Source organism: Streptomyces sp. NPDC028289, assembly GCF_055565975.1.
On the sequence record NZ_JBVHTI010000022.1, the window covers coordinates 1 to 19,162 of the forward strand.

Sequence of the window (19,162 nt, forward strand, 5' to 3'; positions counted from 1 at the left end):
GAGCCTGAAGGTGTACCCGGGCTTCCCGCACGGCATGCCGACCACGGAGGCGTCGACGATCAACGCGGATCTGCTGGAGTTCATCCGCTCCTGACGTCCGGAAGAGCCCGCCTCGTCCCGGTGCCGAGCGCCGGCCGCTCACCGTCACGACCGGGGTGCGGCCGCGCCGGTCCCGGGTGTGTCCCTCGGACGGCCGGCGGGGAAAGCCTGCCTCGCCCTCGCAGCCCGGAGTACCGGCTGACTCAAGATCGGCCGCAAGGCGCGCCCAGTCGTCTCGCGCCCGGCTCGTGTACCTGCTCGCGGATGGCGTTTCCACTGGTGAGAAGGGTGCTCATCTGGCCGCCCGCAAGGAACCGCGCGGGTTCGCGGCCCCCGGAGCGGGCGGTCGAAGGGGCCCCCGGGGAGCGGACGGGCAGGGGCGGCGGGGGCGAGGGAACGCGGCCCGCCCCGGACCGTGCCAATCCGGCGCACCCCCCACCCCCACCACTACACCCCGGACAAACGCACCCCCGCCCCCGCCGACCTACCGTGGACCCGAACACCCTGCACACCCACCCCCAACGCGGAAGGGCCGGGACCCGCACATGACCTCCACCCACGCCTTCTGGCTCGCCGGCCGCCAGGCCACCGGCGAGGACACCTTCGACGTCACCAACCCGTGGGACGCCCGTCTCGTCGGCAAGGTCAGCGTGCCCACCGACGCCCAGGTCGAGGAAGCCGTCGCCGCCGCGTACGCCGTACGGGACGAGTTCGCCGCCACCCCGGCCCACGTACGCGCCGCCGCCCTCGACCACGTCAGCCGCCGGCTCGCCGAGCGCACCGAGGAGATAGCCCAGCTGATCTCCGCCGAGAACGGCAAGCCGATCAAGTGGGCGCGCGGCGAGGTCGGCCGTGCCGTCTCCGTGTTCCGGTTCGCCGCCGAGGAGGCCCGCCGCTTCAACAGCGGCGAGGCCCAGCGCCTCGACACCGACCTCGGCGGCCAGGGCCGCCTCGCGCTCACCCGCCGCTTCCCGAAGGGCGTCGTCCTCGGCATCGCGCCCTTCAACTTCCCGCTCAACCTGTGCGCCCACAAGATCGCCCCGGCGATCGCGGCCGGCGCGCCGATCATCCTGAAGCCGGCCCCCGCCACCCCCCTCTCCGGCCTGATCATCGGCGACCTGCTCGCCGAGACGTCCGGTCTCCCGGCCGGCTCCTGGTCGATCCTCCCGGTCGCCAACGACAAGATGGCCGCCCTCGTCCAGGACGAGCGCCTCCCGGTCATCTCGTTCACCGGTTCCGAGAAGGTCGGCTACTCGATCATGGACTCGGTGCCCCGCAAGCACTGCACCCTGGAACTCGGCGGCAACGGCGCGGCCGTCGTCCTCGGCGACTACGCGAGCGACGCGGACCTGGACTGGGCCGCGACCCGCATCGCGACCTTCTCCAACTACCAGGGCGGCCAGTCCTGCATCTCGGTACAGCGGGTCATCGCCGACGCCGCCGTCTACGACCGTCTCCTCCCGCGCATCGTCGCCGCCGTCGAGGCCCAGGTCACCGGCGACCCCGCCGACGACAGGACCGACGTCGGCCCGCTGGTCAGCGAGGCGGCGGCCGAGCGGGTCGAGGCGTGGGTCAAGGAGGCCGTCGAGGCCGGCGCCACCCTGGTCACCGGTGGCGACCGCGACGGCGCCAGCTACGCGCCGACCGTCCTCGCCGACGTACCGGAGGACACCACCCTCTCCTGCGAGGAGGTCTTCGGGCCCGTCCTCACCGTGCAGAAGGTGCACGGCGAGGCCGAGGCGTTCGCCGCCGTCAACGCCTCCAAGTACGGCCTCCAGGCGGGCGTGTTCACCCACGACCTCCAGGGCGCCTTCCGCGCCCACCGCGCCCTCGAGGTCGGCGGTGTCGTCATCGGCGACGTCCCGTCCTACCGCGCCGACCAGATGCCGTACGGCGGTGTGAAGCAGTCCGGCGTGGGCCGCGAGGGCGTCAAGTTCGCCATGGACGACTACACCTACGAGCGCGTCCTGGTCCTCACCGGCCTCGCTCTCTGATCTGCCACGGACGGACCGGAGCGCGACGGAACGGCCGCAGCCCGCTGTGCGGGGGCTGCGGCCGTTCTCCATGTGAGGGGAGCCGTTTTCACGCGGGGGCCCGGCACGGGTGCCTTCCGGTGCCGGGCCCCTTCTCCGTGCCGGCCGCTTCGGACCCTCAACCGGAGAAGCCGACGTGCGCGAGCCGCAGTGGGCCGCGCAGTCCGATGCGGACGTCGTGCACGCCCTCGGCGGCGAGGGGGGCCGTGAGCGAGGTGTAGGTGTACGCGTCGGCGGTCGGCTCGTCGAGGACCAGGGCGGCGAGCGGCGGGGCGCCGTCGAGGGAGATCTCCAACGTGCCCGTGCCCGCCACCCGCGCGGTCACCTCGGTCACCCCCTTGCCGAAGTCGCAGTCCCGGTAGACGAGTTCTCCCGACCCGTCGCCCTGGGGCGTGACCGCGTCGCCGTCCGTCCTCGTGCGGTCCACGATCACGATGCCCGACTGCTCGTCGAAGTCGGCCGCCGCCAGGCCGCGTTCGGAGGCGACCGCCCGCGGCGCCGCCGGCTCGCCGTCCAGGACCACGGTCGTGCGCAGCCGGACGTCCTCGCTGGACGCACCGACCAGCACGTCGTACGCACCGCCCTCCAGGCGCCGTCCGCCGCGTGCCACGTCCCAGAACTCGAAGGCGGAGAGCGGGACTTCGAAGGTCACGCCGGTCCGCTCGCCGGGGCGAAGGGCGAGCCGGCGGTGGGCGAGGAGTTCGCGGCGCGGGCGTACCGAGGACGGTTCCACGGCCCGGGTGTAGAGCTGGGCCACCTCGTCCGCCGGTACGTCGCCGGTGTTGGCGACCGTGAAGGAGACGCGGAGTGTTCCGTCCGTCACCTCCGTCGCCAGGTCCGCGTAGGAGAAGGACGCGTAGGACAGGCCGTGGCCGAACGGGAAGAGCGGGACGCCCTCGAAGTAGAGGTAGGTCTGGCGGGCGCCCAGCACGTCGTAGTCGAGCAGGCCGGGAAGGTCGGCGTCGGAGGCGTACCAGGTCTGCGGGAGGCGGCCCGCGGGGGAGACGTCACCGGCCAGCACGCGGGCGAGCGCGGTGCCGACCGCCTGGCCGCCGTGGGCCGTCCAGAGCACGGCCGGCAGCCGGGCCGCGTCCACCGCGTACGGGTACGACGACACCAGCGCCAGCACCGTGGCCGGGTTGGCCGCGCGGGCGGCCCGCAGGAGGCGCTCCTGGTGCGCGGGCAGGGCCAGGGTCGTACGGTCCTCGGTCTCGCGGCCGTTGATGTGCGGGTCGTTGCCCGCGACCACCAGGACCGCGTCGGCCGCTGCGGCCACCCTGGTGACGGCGTCCGAACCGCGTTCAACGATGATCAACTCGAAGATCGAGGCGTTTTCGGCGGCAACCTTCACCCCGTCGGCGGCGACAGAGACGTGGCGCCCCGTGCCGAGGTGCCGGAGGAGGTGACCGTTCTCGTGGGGTTCCAGGCGGAACGTCTCCTGGACGACCCAGCCGCCGGGCTGGTCCGCGGCGGCGCGGACGAAGCCGTCCTCGGCGACGGAGAGGTAGCGGCCGTCCGGGGCGCGCAGCGTCAGCACCCCCTCGCCCCAGTCGACGAGGGCGAATTCGGTGCCGGTGGCGTCGGAGGTGAGCGGGGGCAGGTCCGTACGGCCCGCGAGCAGCGCCGGGTCCAGGGCGCCCGCCGCGCCGCGCACCTCGTCGGCGGACTCGGGAGCGGGCGGCACGTGCAGGAAGGTGCCGTCCGCGAGCCGCAGCCGGACCCGGTCCACCCCCTCCGCGAACTCCACGCGCTGCGCGCCGAACCGCTCGTACAGGCCCTCCAGAGGAGTGGAGCGGTGCAGCAGAGTGCCGCTGTACCAGTCGAGCTTGCACTCGTCGGCGAGCAGGCCGACCACGGCGATCCGGGCGTCGGGTGCGAGCGGCAGGAGGCCGCCGTCGTTCTTCAGCAGGACGACCGCCTGTTCCGCCGCCTCCTGGGCGAGGGCGCGGTGGGCCGGGGTGTCGAACTCGGCGGCATCCGGGTGCGGGGCGTCGTGCGGGTCGAACTCGCCGAGGCGGAAGCGGACCGAGAGCTGGCGGCGGACGGCCGTGTCGACGTCCTTCTCCGTCAGCAGGCCCTGGCCCAGTGCCCCGTTGACCCGGGCGATGATCTGCCCGCTGTCCGTGCCGTGGTCGGTGAAGCTGTCGACGCCGGCGAGCAGGGCGGCCGCCGTGGCTTCCTCGTGCGTGGCGAAGTAGTGCTCGTGGTCGACCAGGTTGCTGGGCGCGCCGGCGTCCGAGCAGACCAGCAGCTCCTCGTCCGTCCAGCTCCGCAACTGCTCGCGCAGGTAAGGGGAGACGTGGTTGGGGCGGCCGTTGACCAGGTTGTAGGCGGGCATCACCCCGGCCACCGCGCCCGCCTCCACGGTCTCCCTGAAGGCCCGCAGGTCGTACTCGTGCAGCACCCGCGGGCGGACCGAGGAGGAGGAAGTGGCCCGGTCCGTCTCGTTGTTGTGGGCCAGCCAGTGCTTCAGGACGGGGGCGGTGCGCCAGTACACCGGGTGGTCGCCGCGCAGGCCGCGGGTGTAGGCGGTGGCGATGGCGGAGGTCAGCTTCGGGTCCTCGGAGTAGCCCTCCTCGTTGCGGCCCCAGAGCGGGTGGCGGAGCAGGTTCACCGTCGGGGCCCAGACGTTGAGGCCGACCCGGTCGTCGCGGGCGCGCATCGCCCGGACCTCCTTGGACACGGCGTCCCCGACCCGTCGTACGAGATCGGTGTTCCAGGTCGCGCCGAGCCCCACCGCCTGCGGGAACACCGTCGCCGGGCCCATCCAGGCCACACCGTGCAGGGCCTCCTGGCCGGTGCGGAAGGCGGCGATGCCGAGGCGCTCCACGGCGGGCGCGAACTGGTGCAGGAAGGAGACCTTCTCGTCCAGGGTGAGCCGGGCCAGCAGATCGTCGATGCGCTTCGCGAACGGCAGGTGCGGATCGCGGAAAGGCGGCGCGGGCGGCGTTGTTGCGGTCACGTGCGGTTCCCCTTGCGATGGAGCGACGAGGAGCTTTCGAAGCGCTTCGATGCTCATTCGACGCAGGGGCGGGTGTCAAGAGACGCACATCGATATTTCAAGCAGCGCATACGAAGAGGTCAACCGCGTCGGCTTGGAGGAATCTTGGAAGCGACCCTTGTGCACCCCCGGGTGTTCACTTAACCTCGCAGCAACATCGAAGCGCTTCGACTAGCCGGTCCGCCCCAGCGACAGACGACAGGGGACGCACCACAGGGGTCGTAGGTCGGAGGGTCGCTTCAGCTCAGCCAGTTCCACTCGAGACACCGCAGCCGACGGCCACCGCCGGGTGTCCTGGTGCGCCCCGCCGTGCCCGCCAGCCAGCAGCACACCAACACCAACAAACACAACACGAAGGGTTGACGCATTGGCTTCCTCCCCTGCTTAAAGGCGTGGGATTCCAGCGGTCGCCCGCTGGGGTTCCTGCTTCACCGACGACCGCCCCGTCCGGGAGGACTCCCGTTGAGGTCTTACACCGTCTCCACAGGCAGACGCCGCCAGCCCGGCGGCCAGGATGTTGCGTGCCGCGTTCCCGTCGCGGTCATGGACCGTGCCGCAGCACTCGCAGGTCCACTCGCGGACGTTCAGCGGCAGTTTCTCGCGGACCGTGCCGCAGGTTCCGCACAGCTTGCTGGACGGGAAGAAGCGGTCGATCACGACGAGTTCACGCCCGTACCAGGCGCACTTGTACTCCAGCATGGAGCGGAGTTCCGTCCAGGCCGCGTCGGAGATGGCGCGCGCGAGCTTGCCGTTCTTCAGCAGGTTGCGGATGGTGAGGTCCTCGATCACGACCGTTTGGTTCTCACGGACGAGACGAGTCGACAGCTTGTGCAGGAAGTCGCGGCGCCGGTCGGCGATCCGCGCGTGGACCTTGGCGACGCGACGCCGGGCCTTCTCCCGGTTCGCCGAGCCCTTCGCCTTCCGCGACAGCTCACGCTGCGCGCGGGCCAGGCGGGCGCGGTCGCGCCGTTCGTGCTTCGGATTGGCAACCTTTTCCCCGGTGGACAGGGTCACGAGGGAGGTGATCCCGGCGTCCAGGCCGACCGCCGCCGTGGTGGTGGGGGCCGGGGCGATGCTGTCTTCGCACAGCAGGGACACGAACCAGCGTCCCGCCGCGTCGCGGGACACGGTGGCAGTGGTCGGTTCCGTGTCCTCGGGCAGTGGACGCGACCAGCGGATGTCCAGGGGCTCTGCCATCTTGGCAAGGGTCAGTTGCCCGTCGCGCCACTTGAAAGCGCTGCGGGTGTACTCGGCCGACACGCGGGACTTCTTCCGGCTCTTGTAGCGCGGGTACTTCGCCCGCTTGGCGAAGAAGTTCCCGAACGCCGTCTGAAGATGGCGGAGTGCCTGTTGGAGCGGGACGGAGGACACCTCCGTCAGGAAGGCCAGTTCATCGGTCTTCTTCCACTCCGTGAGTGCGGCGGAGGACTGCACGTAGGAGACCCGGCGCTGCTCGCCGTACCAAGCCCGGGTGCGCTCCTCCAGCGCCTTGTTGTACACGAGGCGGACGCAGCCGAACGTGCGCGACAGCTCAGCTGCCTGCTCGCCCGTGGGGTAAAAGCGGTACTTGAACGCCCGCTTGACCTGCCGCGTCATACCTCACACTTTATCAGCTCCCGTGTGAGCGGCCGGAATCGGTCAGTGGACGGTGGACGCCGGTCCGACCTGGCCGCGAACCGGCTCTTCCCGCCCTGCTCCGCAGGAGCCTCGTCTCTCCCCAGCAAGCGGGAAGTACCCCCACCCCAGCCTGAGGGCCGGGGTATCCACGAAGGAAGGCTCTGATGACGCCGAACGCCGCCACCGCCCCCTCCGGGCCGAGCCGGAGAACGTTCCTCGCCTCCACGGCAGTCGCCACCGCTGCGGTGGCGGGCGGGATGCCGCTGCTTGCCGCGTGCGGAGGGTCGGACAGCGGCTCGCGCGACGGGACCACGTCGGGCAAGGCCGCGGACAAGCTGCTCCCGAGCTACGTCACCAGCACCGTCGCCAAGCCGGACCTGCCGTCGAAGAACGGTTCCGCGGCCGGCTACACCGGCAAGGTCGACCTCACGTCTCTCGCCACCTCGGTCCCGGACAAACTCGGCACCGGAGCCCCCTTCAAGATCATGTCCCCGTTCTGGGGTTCCCCGCCGAAGGCCGACTGCGCCTACTACAAGGCACTCGACGCAGCGGCCGGCACCAAGGTCACCTGGCAGAACCAGGACGGCAACACTTACGGCCAGAAGCTCGGCGCCGTTCTCGCCTCCAGTGACATACCCGACATGGTGGTCGTGCCGAGCTGGGAACTGGTCGGCAAGATCTCGAACGCGGTCACCGCGAAGTTCATGGACCTCGGCCCCTACCTGGCGGGCGACAAGGTCAAGAAGTACCCGAACCTGGCTGCCATCCCCTCCGACGCCTGGCGCATGGGCATCTTCGGCGGTGCCCTGCGCGGCATCCCGATGCCGGCCGCCACCGCGAGTTTCATCGTGCCCTACTACCGCAAGGACATCTTCGACAAGAAGGGCTACTCGGTCCCCAAGTCGCCCGACGAATTCCTCAGCTGGGCCAAGGAGGCGACCAGCGCCAAGGCCAAGGTGTACGCCTGCGGCGACATGAACTGGACCGCGTGGAACATCTTCGGCGTCCGTCCCTCCGGGACGCTCGGCTGGAACATCGGGGACGACGGCAGGCTGACGTACCGCATCGAGCAGCCCGAGTACCTGGAGGCCCTGGAGTGGACCCGCAAGCTGTTCGACGCGGGCGTGGTCCACCCCGACGACAAGGCGCGCTCGGGCGACGCCGGCCAGCGGTTCACCGCCGGACAGATCCTCGTCTTCAACAACGACATGTCCACCTGGTACGGGAAGACCGCCGAACAGGCCACGGCCAACCCGGACTTCGAGATCGACGGTTTCGACATCTTCGGAGCCGACGGCGGCGACCCGAAGCTGTGGGCGGCCCAGCCGGCCGGCATCTGGTCGATGATCCGCAAGGGCGCATCCAGGACGACGATCGAGAACGCCCTGGCCGCCGCCAACTTCGCGGCCGCTCCCTACGGCACCAAGGAGCGGATGCTCGTCGACTATGGCGTCGAGGGCACCCACTACACGGTCAAGAACGGCGTCCCGGTCAAGACCGACCAGGGCAACTCCGAGGTGGTCAACGCCTGGGTGATGCTGGCCGCGCCGGCTGCCTACTACGCCCACCCCGACTTCCCGGACGTGGCCCGCAAGCAGGTCGAGTGGCAGCAACGGATGGGTGCCTTCATGAAGAAGACGTCCACGTACGGCATGAACATCGTCGAGCCGACCCGCTACGCCAACCTCTCCAGCCAGTTCGAGCAGCTGGAGATCGACTACGTGCGCGGCAACCGAAAGCTGTCGGACGTGCAGGCGGCCATCTCCACCTGGAAGTCCTCCGGCGGCGACAAGCTGCGCGACTGGTACAAGCAGCTCATCGACAAGAACGGCAGCGGCAACTGATGTCTCTCACGGCCCGGAGCAGGCCCGAGGGGACTCGCCCCGCCGCGGCCGTCGAGGAACCGACGGCCGCGGTCGCCGCCGCCGCGGCGAAGGACAAGACGCCGCGCCAGGCGAGCAGGGCCGGCAGAGCGGGCAAGGTCCCCTGGCGGATCCGGCTGCGCCGGGACCGGGCGCTGATCCTGATGACGCTCCCCGTCATCGTCCTGCTCCTGCTCTTCAATTACATCCCGTTGCTCGGCAACGTCGTCGCCTTCCAGGACTACGACCCGTACATCTCCAGCAACGGAATCACGGCGATCTTCCACAGCCCCTGGGTCGGCTTGGAGCAGTTCTCGCGGATGCTCGACGACCCGTTGTTCTGGAGCGCGGCGAAGAACACCGTCGTCCTGTTCGTGCTCCAGCTGGTCCTGTTCTTCCCGATCCCCATCGCCCTCGCGCTGCTCATCAACAGCGTGGTCCGGCCCCGGGTCCGGGCCGTGGCGCAGGCGATCATGTATCTGCCGCACTTCTTCTCGTGGGTCCTCGTGGTCACCGTCTTCCAACAGGTCTTCGGCGGGGCGGGCATCATCGCGCAGACCCTGGAGAACCACGGGTGGAGCGGCTTCGACCTGATGACCAACGCCAGCCTCTTCAAGTACCTGGTCACCGCACAGGCCGTGTGGAAGGACGCCGGCTGGGGGATCATCGTCTTCCTCGCCGCGCTGGCAGCCGTCAGCACCGACCTGTACGAGGCCGCCGCCATGGACGGCGCCGGGCGCTGGCGCCGCATGTGGCATGTGACCCTGCCCGCGCTGCGCCCGGTGATCGCGCTGCTGTTGGTCCTGAGGGTGGGCGACGCGCTCAGCGTCGGATTCGAGCAGTTCCTCCTCCAGCGGGACGCGGTCGGTGCGGGCGCCAGCGAGGTCCTCGACACCTACGTGTGGAACATGGGTATCCAGAACGGCGACTTCAGTTACGCGGCCGCGGTCGGCCTCGTCAAGGGAGCCATCGGAGTCTGTCTCGTCCTGGGCGCGAACAAGTTCGCGCACCTGCTCGGCGAGCAGGGGGTGTATCAGAAGTGAGCCTCAACACGCAGCTCATCCGCAGTCTCAAGGCTCCTGCCCGCCCCGTGTGGGAGGAGCAGCCCAACAAGGCCGGGCTCACCGCGAAGGGCGGCCTTCTCGTCCTGTGCTGCCTGGGCGTGCTGGGCCCGCTGTGGATCGTGATCGTCACGAGCCTCTCCCCGAAACCGGTGATCGACCGGGTCGGCGGTCTCGTGGTGATCCCCCAGGGCATCAGCTTCGTCAACTACACGGAACTGCTCGGCGGCGGTCAGGTCAGCCGGGCCATCATGGTCTCGGTCGGTGTCACGCTCGTCGGCACCCTGTTCTCGATGACGGTGTCGGTGCTCGCCGCCTACGGTCTGTCCCGGCCGGGCAGTCTGGGCCACCGGTTCTTCCTGATGACCATGATGGCGACCATGTTCTTCGGGGCCGGCCTCATCCCGACGTACCTGCTGGTGCAGTCGCTGGGCCTCACCGACACCTATCTGTCCCTGATCCTGCCGAGCGCGGTCAGCGTCTTCAACATCCTCGTCCTGCGCGCCTTCTTCATGGGCATCTCGCCCGAGCTCACTGAGTCGGCGCGCATCGACGGGGCGGGTGATCTGCGGATCCTCCTGACCATCATCATGCCGCTGTCCCGGGCGGTGCTGGCCGTCATCTCCCTGTTCTACGCGGTTGGGTACTGGAGCGCCTGGTTCAACGCCTCCATCTACCTGAGCGATCAGCAGATGATGCCGTTGCAGAACGTGCTCATCCAGCTGGTTCAGAAGAACACTCAGGCGCCTACAGGGCTTCAGCAGGCAGTGCGTACCGGTCAGCTGTCCGCGCTGGGGTTGCAGATGGCGGTCATGGTCCTAGCCCTGATCCCCGTCGCGATCGCTTCCCCGTTCGTCCAGCGGCACTTCAAGAAGGGGATGCTGACAGGGGCGGTCAAGGGGTAGCCGACTGCGCCTTCTGAGGGGGCGGCGGAGAGCGTCGGCGGCTGCGGGCGCGTGGGGGCCGTTCGCGCAGTTCCCCGCGCCCCTGGGTAGGAATCCGCGCCGCCCGCTGCGAAGTCACCCAGCCGCGGGCAGTCGTGCCTCCCCCAGTGCCTTAAGGGCCTGGCATGTGCCCCCAGGGCGGCACGGGTGGGCGCGGGCGGCACCCTGCCAGCGCCGGTAAGCGTCCCCACCCCCCAAGCCTCACCCCGGACCACCAACCCACCCACGCCCACCGAAGGTTCCCCATGCCCACCTTGAGCCGCAGGACCGTCCTTGCCGCCACCGCTGCGACCGCCGCTCTCACCGCCATCCCCGCCCTCCCGGGCACCGCCAGCGCGGCAACCCCCACCACGTACCGCTGGCGCAACGCGGTGATCGGCGGCACCGGATTCATCACCGGTGTCCTGTTCCACCCCACCACTCCCGGCCTCGCCTACGCCCGTACCGACATCGGCGGCGCCTACCGCTGGGACGACCGGACCGCTCGCTGGACCCCCCTCACCGACCAGCTCGGCTGGGACGACTGGAATCTGTTCGGGGTGGAGGCGCTCGCCGTCGACCCGGCGCACCCGGACCGGCTCTACCTGGCGCTCGGCACCTACGCCCAGTCCTGGGCCGGAAACGGCGCGATCCTGCGCTCGGAGGATCGCGGTGCCAGCTGGACCCGGACCGATCTCACCGTGAAGCTCGGCGCCAACGAGGACGGCCGGGGCATGGGGGAGCGCCTCCTCGTCGACCCCCGGGACAGCGACACCCTGTGGCTGGGCACCCGGCACGACGGACTGCTCAGGTCGACGGACCGCGGGGCCACCTGGGCGGCGGCGCCCGGCTTCCCGGCCGCCCCCGCCGCCTCCGGCCAGGGCGTCAGCCTGCTCGTGGCCGTCGGCCGTGCCGTCTACGCTGGCTGGGCGGACGGCGACGGCGGGGCGAGCGCCGTCAACCTGTACCGCACTTCCGACGGGGCGAGTTGGGAGGCCGTACCCGGCCAGCCCACCGGCACCTCCGCCAAGGTCCCGGTCCGTGCCGCCTACGACCGCCACGCCCGCGAGCTGTACGTGACGTACGCCGACGCCCCCGGCCCCAACGGTCAGGCGGACGGCAGCGTGCACAAGCTCGCCACCGGCACGGACAGGTGGACGGAGGTCACGCCGGTCCCACCCGGGGGCGGCGACACCTTCGGCTACGGCGGGGTCGCCGTCGACGCCCGCCGGCCCGGTACCGCCGTCGTCTCGACGAACAACCGGTGGACGGCCGTGGACACCCTCTACCGGACCACCGACGGCGGCCGTACCTGGACGTCCCTCAAGGACTCCGCCGTCTTCGACGTGTCGGAGACTCCCTTCCTCACGTGGGGCGGCGACCAGCCGAAGTTCGGATGGTGGATCCAGGCCGTCGCCGTCGACCCGTACGACTCGAAGCACATCGTCTACGGCACCGGCGCCACCCTCTACGGCACCCGCGACCTCGTCCACTGGGCCCCGCAGATCCGCGGCCTGGAGGAGACGTCGGTGCTTCAGCTGGTGTCGCCCCCGGTCGGGGAGGCACACCTGCTGAGCGGCTCGGGGGACATCGGCGTCCTGTACCACGAGCGGCTCGCCGCGTCTCCGTCCCGCGGTATGGCCACGAATCCCGTGTTCGGGTCGGCTACGGGGCTCGCGCAGGCCGCGGGCCGGCCGGCGTACGTGGTCCGCGCCGGCTGGGGCGACCACGGCAACGGCGCCTTCTCGGACGACGGGGGCCGGACCTGGACGCCCTTCGCCGCCCAGCCCTCCCTCGCCCACGACGCACCGGGGCCGATCGCCGCCAACGCCGACGGCAGCGTGCTGCTGTGGTCCTTCGTGCACTGGGACGGGACCAAGTACCCCGCCCACCGGTCGGACGACAACGGCGCCACCTGGACCGAGATCTCCTCTTTCCCGAAGGGCGCCACGCCGGTCGCCGACCCGGCCGACCCGACGCTCTTCTACGCGTACGACACCGACACGGGAACGCTCCAAGCCAGCACTGACAGTGGCCGTTCGTTCACGGCGCGTGCTACCGGTCTGCCCTCCGGGGACAGCCAGTTCCAGCTGGTCGCGGCCCCGGGCAGGTCCGGTGACCTCTGGCTCAGCGTCAAGTGGAACGGGCTGTACCGGTCCACTGACGGCGGGGCCGCCTTCGCCAAGATCGCCGGCTGCCGGGCCGCGTACACCCTCGGCTTCGGCAAGGCGGCGCCCGGAGCCGACTACCCGGCGGTCTACCTGGTCGGCTCCACGGAGTCCATCACGGCCGTCTACCGCTCCGACGACGAGGCGGGGTCCTGGACCCGCATCAACGACGACCGGCACCAGTGGGGCTGGACCGGGCAGGCCGTCACCGGTGACCCGCGCATGTACGGCAGGGTCTACCTGGCCACCAACGGGCGCGGCATCCAGTACGGGGACCCCGTCCGATGACCGCCGGACGCAAGCCGCCGGGCCTCTCCGACGCCACCCGCGGCCGCATCCTCTTCGGCGGCGACTACAACCCCGAGCAGTGGCCCGAGGAGACCTGGCACGAGGACGTCCGGCTGATGACGGCCGCCGGCGTCAACTCCGTGACCATGGGCGTCTTCTCCTGGGCGCGGCTCGAACCGCAGCCGGGGGAGCGGGACTTCGGCTGGCTGGACCGGCTCATGGACCTGATGCACGGCCACGGCATCGGCGTCGTCCTCGCCACCCCCACCGCGTCACCGCCGCCGTGGCTCGGCCGGCTGCACCCGGACACCCTGCCCCGGGACGCCGACGGCCGCACCGAGTGGTGGGGCGGCCGCCAGCACTTCTCGCACTCCAGCGCCACCTACCGCCGGTACGCCGCCGCCATCACCGAGGACCTCGCCGCCCGCTACGCCGGCCACCCCGCCCTCACGATGTGGCACATCAACAACGAGTACTGCACCTTCGACCACGGCGACGAGGCCGCCGCCGCCTTCCGCCGCTGGCTGCGCGAGCGCTACGGCACCCTCGACGCCCTCAACACCGCGTGGGGCACGGCGTTCTGGAGCCAGGGCTACGACACCTGGGACGGCATCCTGCCCCCGCGCCACGCCCACTACATGAAGAACCCCACCCAGGTGCTGGACTTCCGCCGCTTCACCTCCGACATGCTCCTGGAGTGCTACGCCGCCGAACGGGACATCGTCGCCCGGCACACCCCGCACATCCCGGTGACCACCAACTTCATGCCGCTCTGGATCGGCCAGGACGCCTGGCGCTGGGCCGCAGAGGAGGACGTCGTCTCCGTCGACCTCTACCCCGACCCGCGGGACCCCCTCGGGGCGCAGCACGGCGCGCTCGTCCACGACCTCACCCGTTCCCAGGCGCGCGGCCCCTGGATGCTCATGGAGCAGGCCGCCGGGCCGGTCAACTGGCGCGGGGTGAACCACCCCAAGCCTCGCGGCCTCAACCGCCAGTGGTCCCTCCAGGCCGTGGCCCGGGGCGCGGACGCCGTCTGCTACTTCCAGTGGCGGCAGTCGAGGCAGGGCGCGGAGAAGTTCCACTCCGGGATGGTCAGCCACGCGGGGGAGGAGGGCCGTACGTACCAGGAGGTCAGGCAGCTGGGCTCCGAACTGGCTGCGATAGCGAAAGAGGTGACCGGCCGTCACATCGGAGCCGATGTCGCGATCCTGCACGACTGGCACTCGTGGTGGGCCGGTGCCCACGAAGGCCGGCTCTCCACCGAGGTGGACCTCCCCGACGTCCTGCACGCCTGGCACCGGGCCCTGTGGGAGTCGAACCTCACCACCGACTTCGCCCACCCCGAACACGACCTGTCCTCCTACGGGCTGGTCGTCGTCCCGCAGCTCTATCTCCTCACCGACGCCGCGATCGGCAACCTCCTCGCCTACGTCCGCGGCGGCGGCACCCTGGTCAGCGGCTTCCTGACCGGCATCGCCGACGAGGACGACCGGATCCGCCCCGGCGGCATGGACGCACGGCTGCGCGAGCTCTTCGGCATCCGCACCCTGCACGAGTGGTGGCCGCTGGACGCGGGGGAGACCGTCGCGTGCGAGGGCTTCCGGGGAGCCCTGTGGTCGGAGGAGATCGAGGCCGCGCCCGGCGTCACGGAGACCGTGCCGTACCAGGGCGGTGAACTCGACGGGCTGCCGGCCGTGCTGCGCAACGGGCGCGCCTGGTACGTCTCCACGCTCCCGGAGCCGGAGGCTCTGCGAAGGCTGCTCGGCCGGATCGCGGCGGACGCGGGGGTGCGCCCGGTGCTCGAAGGGCTGCCCACGGGCGTCGAGGCGGTCCGCCGGGGTGAGCTGCTGTTCCTGTTCAACCACGGGCGTGATCAGGTAAAGGTGCCTGTCATGGGAACACATCGAGACCTGCTGACCGGTGCGACCGTCACCGACGAGACCGTCCTCGGCCGCTACGGAGTGGCGGTGCTCACGCCATGACCGCCACCGGCCCCGTCCACGGCACCTGGGAGCCCGCCCCCGCCGCCCGCTGGGAGGACGCCTTCCTGAGCGGCAACGGCCATCACGGCACCCTCGTGTTCGGTGATCCGAACGACGACCGTGTCATCGTCACCCATCACACCCTCGTCCGCCCGAACGGCGGCGAACACGCCCGCCCGCCCCGCCTGGCGGCCGAACTCCCCGACGTCCAGGACAGGCTGCTCGCCGGGGAGCACGCCGCAGCCGAGAGCCTCACCGACGGCCGTCCGCTCCAGTGGGTGCAGCCCTTCCACCCCGCCTTCCAGATCCGGCTGCGAAGGCCGCACGGCCGGCCCGGCGGCTACCGCCGCTCCGTCGACTTCACCACCGGTGAGGTCACCGCCACCGCCGCCGGCTGGTCCAGCCGGGTCTTCGTCTCCCGCGCGGACGACGTGATCGTGCAGCAGGTCACCGGCGCCGCCGCCCTCGACATCGCCCTCGACCACCGGCTGCCCGGCGCCCCGGCAGGCCTGGGCGTCGGCCATGGCGCGCTGCGCACCCCCGAGGGCGCCCTGCTCAGCCTCCGCGCCCGCTACCCCGACAGCGACCGCGCCTACACCGGCGTCACCCTGGTCGCCGTCACCGGCGGCAGCACCGGGCTCGTCCCGCCGGGCGTCCGCGTCACCGGAGCCGAGTCCGTCCTCCTCCTCACCCGGGTCCGCCGCCACACCGGCGAACTCGACGTGACCGCCGAGGCACGCGACCTGAGCGACCTGCTCGCCGACCGGGAGTCGTACGACGCGCTGCTCACCCGCCACCTCGGCCTCCACCGCTCCGCCTACACCCGCGTCACCCTCGACCTGGCCGCCGACCCGGCCGAACGCGCGCTGTCCGGATCCGAGCTGCTCGGGAAGCCGACCGAAGCGGCCCTCCTAGAGCGGCTCTTCGCCGCCGGCCGCTACCACCTGCTCTCCGCCTCGGGCCTCAACCCGCCCCGCCTGACCGGTCTGTGGACCGGTGAGTGGAACACCGCCTGGTCCGGTGCCTTCACCAACGACGCCAACGTCAACCTCCAGACGGCCTCGGCCGCGGCCGCAGCCCTGCCCGAAGTCACCGAGGCGTGCGCCGCACTGGTCCAGCGTCAGCTCGGCGACTGGCGGGAGAACGCCCGCGCCGTCTTCGGTGCCCGAGGCGTCGTCGCGCCCGCGCACAGCGACGGCGAGTCCGGACTGACCTACCACTTCAGCCGCGAGTACCCCCTGCACCTGTGGACGGCCGGTGCCGACTGGCTGCTCAAGCCGCTCGTCGACCACGACGAGATCCGCGGCGAGCACGATCCCCGTACGGCGGCGGTGCTGGCCGAAGTCGCCCGGTTCTACGAGGACTTCCTCACCCGGACCGACGCCGACGGCCACCTCGTGATCGTCCCCTCCTACTCGCCCGAGAACCGGCCCGCGAACGCGAGCTGGGGCGCGGTCAACGCGGCGATGGACCTCTCGGCCGCCCGGCACGCCCTGCGCACCGCGGCCGACTACCATCCGGGCCCGGACGCCGACCGCTGGCGTGCCCTCGCCGACCGGCTGCCCCCGCACCGGACCAACGCCGACGGCGCGCTCGCCGAATGGGCCTGGCCGGGCCTGGACGACACCTACGACCATCGCCACCTCAGTCACCTCTACGGCGTCTGGCCGCTCGACGAGATCTCCCCGTACGACACCCCGGAGCTCGCGGCCGCCGCCCACCGTGCGCTCGAACTGCGCGGCGCCGAGAACGACTCGGCCCACGGCCACCTCCACCACGCGCTCGTCGCGGCCCGCCTGCGCGACGGCGAGCGGGTCGGCGCCGCCCTCGACCGGGTCCTGGCCGGCGACTTCTTCCACGCCTCCCTGATGAGCGCCCACTACCCGCACCTCGACGTCTACAACGCCGACGCCGCACACACCCTGCCCGCCGTGGTCGTCGAAGCCCTCGTCCAGTCGACCCCGGACCGCCTGGTCCTGCTCCCGGCCCCGCCGGCCGCCCTGAGAAGGGGCCGGATCCACGGCATCCGCACGCGCTTCGGTGCCGAACTCGACCTCTCCTGGACCCCCGACGGCGCGCGGGCCGTCCTCACACCACACCGGTCGCTCCGCATCGACCTGTGGACTTCCTCCGGCAGTCGGCCGCTCGACCTCGTCGCCGGAGAAGACCACGTCCTCACCCTGGGGACGTGGTAGCCACCGCACCTCCCCCCACCCATGGAAGGGACACCATGGCAACACGCACGCACCGCAGGGTCGCCACCGCCCTGATCGCCCCCGCGCTCGCCCTCGGCGCCACCGTCGCCCTCGCCGCGGCCCCCGCCTCGGCCGCCGTCTGGAGCTCCTGCGACCAGTGGGGCAACACCACGCTGAACGGCTACACCCTCTACAACAACATCTGGGGCTCCGGCGCCGGCACTCAGTGCATCTGGGCCAACTCCGGTACCAACTGGGGCGTCAACGCCAACCACCCCAACACCGGCGGCATCAAGTCGTACCCCAACTCCAAGAAGGTGATCAACAAGACGATCACCTCTCTCGGGTCGCTGACCAGCAGCTACAACGTGACCGTCCCGTCGTCCGGCGCGTACAACACGTCGTACGACATCTGGGACACCGGCTACGCCAACGAGATCATGCTCTGGGTCAACAAGACCGGTGCCGTCGGCCCGCTCGGGACCTCGCAGGGCACCCTCACGCTGGGCAGCAACACCTGGACCGTCTACAAGGGCAACAACGGCTCGAACAACGTCTATTCGTTCGTCCGCAGCTCCAACTCCACCTCCGGCACGGTCGACATCCTGCCGATCCTGAAGTGGATCAAGGACACCAAGGGCTGGTTCGGCAATGTCACCATCGGTGACGTGCAGTTCGGCTTCGAGATCACGTCCTCGTCCGGCGGCCTGGACTTCACCGTCAACAGCGAGAGCGTGAGCAGCAGCTGAGCCGCCGGGGCGGCCCCGCCACCGGCGGGGCCGCCCCTTGCGCGGTCACGCCCGGTCGACCTCGGCGCGCAGCGCGTTGTAGTCCGCGAAGGCGGTGTCGACGTCCGCCCGGGTCAGGCCGTAGCGGGCCAGGTCGTAGCTGTGGACCCGGGTCCCCCTGGGGCGGGCGGCGACGGCCGGGAGGCGGGCCGCGTCGGCCTCGGTCCAGCGGGCGCCGACGGCCGCGTAGAGCTTCGGGGCGCCCGCGGCCGGGTCGGCGCCCAGCCAGGAGTACGGCACGTCGACGAGGGAGTCGCGGGGGATGCCGGCGCGGGACGCGAGGCCGCGGCGGGCCGAGCGGGCCAGCAGCTCCAGCCAGGTGGCGCCGATCCGTTCCAGGTCGAGGGGGCGGGTGTTCACCGCCATGCCGTGCTCGACCAGGCTGCAGAACGAGGCCACGGCGGTGGCCGGATCGCGGTGTGTCCACACGATCGTGGCGTCCGGGAAGACCGCCCGCAGCGCGTCCAGGTTCTCCAGGTGCAGCGGCGACTTCAGCACCCAGCGACGGCGCGGGCGGCCGTACTGGAGCACCTGGTAGACCTGCTTGAGGTAGCGGTAGTCGGCGCCGAAGTCATGGCTCTCGTGCCAGGGCAGGTACTCGGGGATCACCGCCTGGGACAGCGGCATCACCGTGTGCGGCAGCGCGAAGGTGCACTCCTCCGGGCCCTCGGGGCGCAGGTTGTGGATGTGGCGGAAGTCCGGGGCGAAGAGGTTGATGCCCCCGACCAGACGACGGGCGGTCGTGATCGCCTTCTCCCGTTCCGCGGGGTCCTCGTGGAGGCCGGGGGTCAGTAACTCCCGGAGCAGCGGGCAGCGGTGGTCCGCCGAGAGGGAGAGGATGCCGTGGGTGAGCGTGGTGGCGGTGCGCGGCAGGCCCACCACGAACACCGGGCGCTCGACGGGCTCGCGTCCGATCTCGGGGCGTTCGGCCAGCAGCCGGCGGATCCGGGCGCGGTTGGCGAGATGCCGGCCGACGTGCCCGCGTGCGGACAGCCAGCCGACCGGGGTCAGATGCTCGGCCGCCGCCCAACATCGCAGCAGGTGGCGGAAGTCGTCGGTGAACCGTTCGTCGCCCTCCGCCGGGCCGGCCGCCTCCAGCAGCCGGTCGAAGGCCCGGTCCGGGGTGCGGCGGGCGCGGAAGCCGGGTCTGAGGAGCAGGTTGGCGAGCGTGAGGGGGAGCGGGTCCAAGGCCACGGCAGCGGAAC

Annotated in this window: 11 protein-coding genes; 8 read left to right on the plus strand and 3 right to left on the minus strand. The window is 71.3% G+C overall.

What is annotated here, in order from left to right:
- The first annotated feature begins 584 nt into the window (after positions 1-584).
- Complete coding sequence (locus ACZ4UV_RS51305) at positions 585-2,033, plus strand: aldehyde dehydrogenase family protein (protein WP_451016176.1); 1,449 nt, start codon at positions 585-587, stop codon at positions 2,031-2,033.
- A gap of 157 nt (positions 2,034-2,190) precedes the next feature.
- Here the strand turns inward: ACZ4UV_RS51305 and ACZ4UV_RS51310 are convergent, their stop codons facing one another.
- Together ACZ4UV_RS51310 and ACZ4UV_RS51315 are read right to left on the minus strand one after the other, a co-directional pair.
- Entirely contained in the window at positions 2,191-5,034 is a 2,844-nt protein-coding gene (locus ACZ4UV_RS51310; RefSeq protein ID WP_467850044.1) for a glycoside hydrolase family 3 C-terminal domain-containing protein, read from the minus strand.
- Positions 5,035-5,457: 423 nt separating this feature from the next.
- Positions 5,458-6,669, minus strand: a complete 1,212-nt coding sequence (locus ACZ4UV_RS51315; RefSeq protein WP_451021146.1) for an RNA-guided endonuclease InsQ/TnpB family protein — start codon at positions 6,667-6,669, stop codon at positions 5,458-5,460.
- Between the two features lie 185 nt (positions 6,670-6,854).
- Here ACZ4UV_RS51315 and ACZ4UV_RS51320 point away from each other — a divergent pair, with 185 nt between their 5' ends.
- The 7 genes from ACZ4UV_RS51320 to ACZ4UV_RS51350 all read left to right on the plus strand — a co-directional run bounded on the left by ACZ4UV_RS51320 (position 6,855) and on the right by ACZ4UV_RS51350 (position 17,918).
- A complete protein-coding gene (locus ACZ4UV_RS51320) occupies positions 6,855-8,534 on the plus strand; it encodes an extracellular solute-binding protein (RefSeq protein ID WP_451022354.1) in 1,680 nt (559 codons plus the stop codon).
- A complete protein-coding gene (locus tag ACZ4UV_RS51325) occupies positions 8,534-9,595 on the plus strand; it encodes an ABC transporter permease (protein WP_451022355.1) in 1,062 nt (353 codons plus the stop codon). Before ACZ4UV_RS51320 ends, ACZ4UV_RS51325 begins: the two co-directional genes overlap by 1 nt.
- Entirely contained in the window at positions 9,592-10,518 is a 927-nt protein-coding gene (locus tag ACZ4UV_RS51330; protein WP_451022356.1) for a carbohydrate ABC transporter permease, read from the plus strand. Before ACZ4UV_RS51325 ends, ACZ4UV_RS51330 begins: the two co-directional genes overlap by 4 nt.
- A gap of 284 nt (positions 10,519-10,802) precedes the next feature.
- Complete coding sequence (locus ACZ4UV_RS51335; protein ID WP_467850050.1) at positions 10,803-12,992, plus strand: 1,4-beta-glucanase; 2,190 nt, start codon at positions 10,803-10,805, stop codon at positions 12,990-12,992.
- Positions 12,989-14,974, plus strand: a complete 1,986-nt coding sequence (locus tag ACZ4UV_RS51340) for a beta-galactosidase (RefSeq protein ID WP_467850053.1) — start codon at positions 12,989-12,991, stop codon at positions 14,972-14,974. The genes ACZ4UV_RS51335 and ACZ4UV_RS51340 overlap by 4 nt, the downstream gene beginning before the upstream one ends.
- Positions 14,971-17,169, plus strand: a complete 2,199-nt coding sequence (locus ACZ4UV_RS51345) for a glycosyl hydrolase family 95 catalytic domain-containing protein (protein WP_451018528.1) — start codon at positions 14,971-14,973, stop codon at positions 17,167-17,169. Before ACZ4UV_RS51340 ends, ACZ4UV_RS51345 begins: the two co-directional genes overlap by 4 nt.
- Positions 17,170-17,204: 35 nt before the next feature.
- On the plus strand, positions 17,205-17,918 hold the full coding sequence (locus tag ACZ4UV_RS51350) for a glycoside hydrolase family 12 protein (protein ID WP_390041054.1): 714 nt from the start codon (positions 17,205-17,207) through the stop codon (positions 17,916-17,918).
- A gap of 45 nt (positions 17,919-17,963) precedes the next feature.
- Here the strand turns inward: ACZ4UV_RS51350 and ACZ4UV_RS51355 are convergent, their stop codons facing one another.
- Positions 17,964-19,151 carry a sulfotransferase family protein gene (locus tag ACZ4UV_RS51355; RefSeq protein ID WP_467850058.1) on the minus strand — a complete coding sequence of 396 codons (1,188 nt, stop codon included), beginning with the start codon at positions 19,149-19,151 and terminating at the stop codon, positions 17,964-17,966.
- Positions 19,152-19,162 lie beyond the last annotated feature (11 nt).